This window comes from Enterobacter sp. C6, from assembly GCF_008122455.1.
In the GTDB taxonomy this organism is placed as follows: domain Bacteria; phylum Pseudomonadota; class Gammaproteobacteria; order Enterobacterales; family Enterobacteriaceae; genus Enterobacter; species Enterobacter pseudoroggenkampii.
The window spans coordinates 1-7,181 of the sequence record NZ_QPFW01000120.1; the positions used below are offsets into that span (position 1 = coordinate 1).

The window sequence follows — 7,181 nt, forward strand, 5'->3', positions numbered from 1 at the left end:
CAGCGACAGCGCCTGGCCCGCTTCGTGGCCGTAACCGCTTATTACATTCAGCACGCCGTCCGGCAGGCCCGCCTCTTTCGCCAGCCCGGCCAGCCGCAGGGCGGAGAGCGGCGATTTCTCCGACGGTTTCAGTACCACGCTGTTGCCCGCGATCAGCGCCGGGCCCAGCTTCCAGCAGGCCAGCAGCAGCGGGAAGTTCCAGGGGACGATGGCCGCAACAACCCCGATGGGCTCGCGCACGATCATCGCCAGCTCGCCCGGACCCGTAGGCGCCACTTCGCCGTAGACTTTATCCGCCGCTTCGGCGTACCAGCGAATAGCGCGAGCCGCGCCGGGAATATCGTCGCGCAGGCTGTGGCGGATGGGTTTACCGGTGTCCAGCGTTTCCAGTAAGGCCAGCTCTTCGCTATGGCGTTCCATCAAATCGGCGAGCGTATTCAGCACGGCCTTGCGCTGCGCCGGAGACGCCTGTGACCAGTCACCGCGCTCAAATACCTCACGCGCGGCCTGAACTGCACGGTCCACGTCCGCCTGCTTGCCACGGGCGACGTTTGCCAGCGTCTTTTGGGTCGCGGGATTGACGGTTTCAAACGTGGTATTATCGGCGGCGTCACAATAGGCACCGTTAATAAATAACCGGGCCTCAATGGCGCTGTTTTTTGCTTTATCCTGCCAGTAAGTCAGGTGCTTAAAATGCATATTCACTCCTTTCTTTCGCAATCAGATAAATAAAGGCATGGCCGTTTCAGGCAATACGAAGCCGTGAGGCATCCCGGGAATTAACCCGTTGAATGCCGACATCGATCGTTTTTATGTGTCCCGGCGTAAGCGTGCTTACGCCGGGACTGAGTGGTAATTAGAACGTGGTGGGGGTGTGGGCACTGATAATGCGGCAGATGCCTGCCGAGGTGTTGCTGAAGCTGTGCGGTATGCCGGTATTGATGGCATAGCTCTGCCCCGCAACCAGGTGATATTGCTGGCCATTAATTGTCAACAATATTTCACCTTCCAGTATCGTACCGATCTCCTCACCCTGGTGTTTGATCCTCTCTCCGGTCGTGGTTCCAGGCTGGTAAGTTTCAAAAATCATCGCCAGCGTACGGTTCGGATTTCCGTTATGAACCAGCTTCATCGAAACCCCCTGACTGCCTATTTCGATAAGGTCTTCCTGATTAATAACCACCTGCGGTTCATCAGGTTTTTCCGGTTCCGAAAAGAATTCCGAGAGCGACAGCCCATAGACTTTCAGTAGCTTTTGCAGCGTACTGATGGCAGGACTGACTTTATCCTGCTCAATGGTGCTGATGGCACTGTGTGTTAACCCAGACAGTTCGGCGGCACGCCGCTGCGAGAGACCCAGCTGTTGGCGGATCTCAGACAGACGTTTCCCTGGCGCCAGTCCGTCATCGCTCATAGTTGCATTTCCTTTACGGTAGTGGTCAAAGCCGCTGCTTCTCAGCAATGTGGCTTTGACAGGCGGTGATAAAACCTTCAAACAACATGCGTGACAGGGCGTACTCGCTGCTGTTCCATTCGGGGTGCCATTGCACACCGAGGGCAAAAGGGTGGTCATGAACGCTGACCGCCTCGACCAGCCCATCCGTCGAGCGGGCCTCCACGCGAAGCCGTGGTCCTAACGTCCGTGCACCTTGCCCGTGTAACGAGTTTACCCAAAATGTGTTACAGCCTGGTATTAATTGAGACAGCAGTCCTCCCTCCTGAACCTGAACTTCATGAGACGGGGCGTATTGTAGCTCAACCGGCAGTTCAGGATCTTCCCGGTGCTCAAGCAGGTCGTTCTGCTCGAACAGGCGGCGATACAGCGTCCCTCCCGTTGCAACAACCAGTTCCTGCAGCCCCCGGCAGATGGCGAAAATGGGGATGCGCCTTTCGAGCGCGGCGGCAATCAGCGCCATACTCAGAAGATCTCGCCCGGGATCGGCGTTAGGCTCATCGCCGTTTTCACCATAAAGGTGCGGCTGCACGTTACTTGGGCTGCCCGGCAGGTAAATCCCGTCGAGGGTTGGGAGCAGAGCGGTAAGGAGCTCTGGCTCTGCCAGCGCATGCGGTAAGGCAATAGGTAAGCCCCCTGCGTTAATAACGGCATTCAGGTACTTTTCTTGCAGGGTTTGGGTCTCATGACCCTTAAGCCTGTTTCTGCACATCACCACGCCAATAACTGGCTTGTTCATTATATTTTCCATGATCGCCCTCACAAAGTGGACTAAATTTAGGCCATTCTCACCTCTGAAACGGCCTTTTCGTTCAATATTTTCTCAATCTAGCAACGGGATCTACGTTTTGCAAACTTAATTTAACATTTGACAAACAATTTGTTTGCATACAGATTCGATAGGGTGGACATTATATTTGACAGTCCTGAGCAGCGAACGCAAAACCCAAAAACGGTGGTAAATCATGGAAACCAATATCGTAGAAGTTGAGAACTTTGTGCAGCACACGGATGAGAGGCGGGGCAGCGCCTTTACGCAGGAAGTGAAGCGCTATTTAGAAAAGTATCCTGACACCCAGTTTATTGACGTCCTCCTGACTGACCTGAACGGCTGTTTTCGCGGTAAACGCATCCCGGTTGCCGGACTGAGCAAACTTGAAAAAGGCTGCTATTTCCCGGCATCGGTTTTCGCCATGGACATTTTGGGTAACGTCGTGGAAGAGGCGGGCCTGGGGCAGGAGCTCGGTGAGCCGGACTGCATCTGCGTGCCGGTACCGGGCACCCTGACACCGTCCGCCGCCGACCCGGAATACATTGGTCAGGTGCAGCTCACCATGGTTGATGAAGATGGCGCTCCCTTTGACGTTGAGCCGCGGAACGTACTCAACCGACTCTGGCAGCAGCTGCGCCAGCGCGGTCTGTTCCCCGTGGTAGCGGTAGAGCTGGAGTTCTATTTACTTGACCGTAAACGCGATGCCGACGGCTATCTGCAGCCACCCTGCGCGCCGGGCACCGACGTGCGTAACACGCAGAGTCAGGTCTACTCGGTTGATAATTTGAACCACTTTGCTGATGTGCTGAACGACATTGACGAACTGGCGCAGCTGCAGCTCATCCCCGCTGACGGGGCCGTGGCTGAGGCCTCCCCGGGCCAGTTTGAGATTAACCTGCACCATACGGAAAACGTGCTCGATGCCTGCGACGATGCGCTGGCGCTAAAACGTCTCGTCAGGCAGATGGCGGAAAAACATAAGATGCACGCCACGTTTATGGCAAAGCCGTATGAAGAGCATGCGGGCAGCGGGATGCATATCCACATCAGCATGCAAAACAACCGAGGCGAAAACGTGCTCGCAGACGCCAACGGCGAGGATTCCGCGCTGCTTAAACGCGCGCTGGCCGGGATGATCGATCTGATGCCTGCATCCATGGCGCTGCTGGCACCGAACGTCAACTCCTACCGTCGCTTCCAGCCGGGAATGTACGTGCCGACGCAGGCCTCATGGGGACACAATAATCGCACCGTTGCCCTGCGTATCCCCTGCGGCGATCGCCATAACCATCGGGTCGAGTACCGGGTGGCGGGCGCTGACGCGAATCCGTATCTGGTGATGGCGGCGATTTTTGCCGGTATTTTACATGGGCTGGATAACGATTTGCCCCTGCAGGAAGAAGTGGAAGGCAATGGTCTGGAGCAGGACGGACTGCCGTTCCCGATTCGTCAGAGCGATGCGCTGTGGGAATTTATGCAAAACGATAGCCTTCGCGAGCGGCTGGGCGAACGTTTCTGCCACGTCTATCACGCCTGCAAAAATGATGAATTACTGCAGTTTGAACGCCTGATTACCGAAACTGAAATTGAGTGGATGCTCAAAAACGCCTGATGACGTGCCCCGGTAAGGGGCCGCTTTGTTTCATCTCATACGTATCACCAAACGGCCTGCGCGGAGCCTGGCCTAACTGTTTGCTGGCACGCCAGCTATCTCCCGGGAGTCGCGTTATGGAGCGCAGGCGGCACAGGGATTTTCTTAACGACACTGTGTGACGAGGTAGGAAATGATGCAGATGTTCAACTATCCGCAGGGCGAAGGGGGCCAGTCAGGCACCTGCTGTGAGTGCGAGCCAGAGACGGTGCGCTGGTACGATCGCGTGTGTTCTTTACAACTTCCCCCTTTGCTAAGCAGGTTTGCGTTAAGGACAGCGCGATTGCAAACCACGGTAAGCATGGGGGGGACGGTTTATGGCGACTAACACCTCTCTTGACTCGCCGCGCATGGCCGGAAGAACCCGGCTGCGCAGTTCCCTCAAGCTCTGGCAGGTGGTCATGATGGGGCTGGCTTACCTCACTCCTATGACCGTGTTTGATACCTTCGGCATTGTGTCCGGTATCAGCAACGGCCACGTGCCCGCCTCGTATCTCCTGGCGCTGGCTGGCGTCATGTTTACCGCCATCAGCTACGGCAAACTGGTACGGCAGTTCCCGGAAGCGGGCTCCGCGTACACCTACACGCAGAAATCGATCGGCCCCCACTTAGGCTTTATGGTCGGCTGGTCATCGCTGCTGGACTATCTCTTCCTGCCGATGATTAACGTGCTGCTGGCGAAGATCTACCTTTCCGCGTTGTTCCCTGAAGTTCCGCCGTGGGTCTGGGTAGTGGGGTTTGTGACGATCCTGACGCTGGCGAACCTGAAGAGCGTGAATCTGGTCGCCAACTTCAACACCCTGTTTGTGCTGGTGCAGATCGCCATCATGGTGGTGTTTGTCATCCTCGTGGTGCACGGACTGCATAAGGGGGAGGGCGTCGGCACCGTCTGGTCGCTCCAGCCGTTTATCAGCGAGAACGCTCACCTGATCCCGATTATTACCGGCGCGACTATCGTCTGCTTCTCTTTCCTCGGCTTTGACGCGGTCACCACGCTGTCGGAAGAGACGCCAAACGCAGCGCGGGTTATTCCCAAAGCCATTTTCCTGACCGCACTGTATGGCGGGCTGATATTCATTGTTGCCTCGTTTTTCATGCAACTCTTTTTCCCGACGATCGCCCGCTTCAAGAACCCGGACGCCGCGCTGCCGGAAATCGCGCTATACGTGGGCGGCAAGCTCTTCCAGTCGGTGTTTCTGTGTACCACGTTTGTGAATACGCTCGCTTCAGGCCTGGCCTCGCACGCCAGCGTCTCACGCTTACTGTATGTGATGGGGCGTGACAACGTCTTTCCGGAGCGCGTGTTTGGCTACGTGCATCCGAAATGGCGTACGCCGGCCCTGAACGTCATTATGGTTGGGATAGTGGCGCTGTCGGCCCTGTACTTCGATCTCGTGACCGCGACGGCGCTGATCAACTTTGGCGCGCTGGTGGCGTTTACGTTTGTTAATCTCTCGGTGTACAACCATTTCTGGCGGCGTAAGGGGCTGAACAAAACGTGGAAAGATCGGTTCCACTATCTCCTGCTGCCGCTCATTGGTGCCGTCACGGTCGGCGTGCTGTGGATAAATCTCGAAGCGACGTCCCTGACGCTTGGCCTCATCTGGGCGGCACTGGGGATCCTTTACCTGACATGGCTCACGCGCCGTTTCCGAAAACCGCCTCCGCAGTTTGAAGCCGGTAAGATAGAGCAGGCCTGGGATTCCTGAACGTGAAACGGCACCAGTACGCTGGTGCCGTTTTTCGGGATCGCTCGTCTTACCGGGCATCAGTCCCTTACTATCTCAGACGTTTATGAAGACTCGCTCCCACCAGCAGCGCCGCGCACAGCATCAGCGCGATAAACCCGCCCACGCCGTTCCAGCCGTAGTTATGCCAGAAGACGCCGCCGAGCGTCCCGGCGATGCTGGACCCCAGGTAATAGCTAAACAGATAAAGAGACGATGCCTGACCTTTGGCGCGACGCGCGCGCGGACCAATCCAGCTGCTGGCGACCGAGTGGGCGGCGAAGAACCCCGCGGAGAAGAGCAGCATGCCGGCAAAAATCAGCCACAGGGAGGAGAAGAGCGTCAGCAGCAGGCCGACCAGCATCACCGCCGTGAAGAACAGCATGACCGGGCCGCGTCCATAGCGTGCGGTCATCGCCCCGGCCTTCGGTGAACTCCACGTACCGGTCAAATAAGCAACCGAGAGTAAACCGACAATCGCCTGGCTCAGATGCCATGGCGAGAGCATCAGGCGGTAGCCAATATAGTTGAACAGCGTGACGAAGGAGCCCATCAGCAGGAAGCCGACCAGAAACAGGCGCGGAAGCCCTTTGTCACGCCAGTGCAGGCGGAAGTTGATAAACAGCGTTTTCGGGCGCAAAGAGGTCGGGCGGAAATGGCGCGATTCCGGCAGAATTTTCCAGAACATCAGGGCTGATGCCAGCGCAAAACACCCGATGACCGCCAGCGCAATACGCCAGCTAAAGAAGTCCGTAAAGACCCCGCTCAGCAGGCGTCCGCTCATCCCGCCAATCGAGTTCCCGCTGATGTAAAGCCCCATAGAGAAGGCAACAAAGCTTGGGTGAATCTCCTCGCTGAGATAGGTCATCCCGACCGCCGCCACGCCGCTGAGCGACAGCCCAATCAGCGCGCGCATCACCAGAATACCGTGCCAGCTGGTCATCATGGTCGAGAGTAATGTACAGACCGAGGCCAGCATCAGCGCGGTCACCATCACCTGTTTACGGCCAATGGCGTCGGACAGCGGCCCGGTAAAGAGCAGGCCAATCGCCAGCATGCCGGTAGAAATAGAGAGTGAAACGCTGCTGCTGGCAGGCGATACGCCAAATTCATGCGAGAGGACGGGCAGGATCGGCTGAACGCAATAGAGCAGGGCGAAGGTGGCCAGACCGGCGGAAAAGAGCGCCAGCGTGACGCGCATAAATTGGGGGGTACCACGTTTAATGAACTGGACCGGCTGCGATGTTGCAGGTAAATCATTGATATCGCTTGCCGGATCGATATCAATGGTAGTTGTACGACTCACACAGTTTCCTTGCTTAAACATCCCCGTGATTTCTGGTGACGGGTATGACCACCTCTTCAGGGTAGGAAAATGTAAATATTCTGTCTAATATATTAATAATCTCAAATGATACGTTAGAAATATGAATATCGAGCTGCGTCATCTCCGCTACTTTGTCGCCGTCGCCGAAGAGCTGCATTTTGGCCGCGCGGCGGCACGGCTGAATATCTCTCAACCCCCGTTAAGCCAGCAGATTCAGATCCTGGAGCAGCAGGTCGGCGCGCGCCTGCTGG

Annotated in this window: 7 protein-coding genes; 3 read left to right on the plus strand and 4 right to left on the minus strand. The window is 56.6% G+C overall.

Going from position 1 to position 7,181, the window contains the following annotated elements; all coding sequences use genetic code 11:
• The 3 genes from DOU50_RS01940 to puuD all read right to left on the minus strand — a co-directional run.
• A partial coding sequence (locus DOU50_RS01940) for an aldehyde dehydrogenase family protein (RefSeq protein ID WP_148768653.1) occupies positions 1-699 on the minus strand: 699 nt, incomplete at its 3' end.
• Positions 700-856: 157 nt separating this feature from the next.
• The gene (puuR, locus tag DOU50_RS01945) at positions 857-1,414 is read right to left on the minus strand and encodes an HTH-type transcriptional regulator PuuR (protein WP_008502454.1); all 558 of its coding nucleotides are present in this window, start codon (positions 1,412-1,414) and stop codon (positions 857-859) included.
• Positions 1,415-1,439: 25 nt separating this feature from the next.
• On the minus strand, positions 1,440-2,204 hold the full coding sequence (gene puuD, locus DOU50_RS01950) for a gamma-glutamyl-gamma-aminobutyrate hydrolase (RefSeq protein WP_148768654.1): 765 nt from the start codon (positions 2,202-2,204) through the stop codon (positions 1,440-1,442).
• A 214-nt stretch (positions 2,205-2,418) separates the two neighbouring features.
• Here puuD and DOU50_RS01955 point away from each other — a divergent pair, with 214 nt between their 5' ends.
• Both DOU50_RS01955 and DOU50_RS01965 read left to right on the plus strand, forming a co-directional pair.
• Positions 2,419-3,837: a glutamine synthetase family protein gene (locus DOU50_RS01955; protein ID WP_008502452.1), complete on the plus strand. Its 1,419-nt coding sequence runs from the start codon at positions 2,419-2,421 to the stop codon at positions 3,835-3,837.
• Positions 3,838-4,193: 356 nt separating this feature from the next.
• A complete protein-coding gene (locus DOU50_RS01965) occupies positions 4,194-5,585 on the plus strand; it encodes an APC family permease (RefSeq protein WP_008502450.1) in 1,392 nt (463 codons plus the stop codon).
• A 70-nt stretch (positions 5,586-5,655) separates the two neighbouring features.
• Here DOU50_RS01965 and DOU50_RS01970 read toward each other — a convergent pair whose 3' ends face one another.
• Positions 5,656-6,909 (minus strand): MFS transporter, encoded by a 1,254-nt coding sequence (locus DOU50_RS01970; RefSeq protein WP_148768655.1) that lies wholly within the window; start codon positions 6,907-6,909, stop codon positions 5,656-5,658.
• A gap of 121 nt (positions 6,910-7,030) precedes the next feature.
• Between DOU50_RS01970 and DOU50_RS01975 the strand changes: the two genes are divergently transcribed.
• The coding region (locus tag DOU50_RS01975; protein WP_148768656.1) for a LysR family transcriptional regulator at positions 7,031-7,181 on the plus strand (151 nt) is incomplete at its 3' end.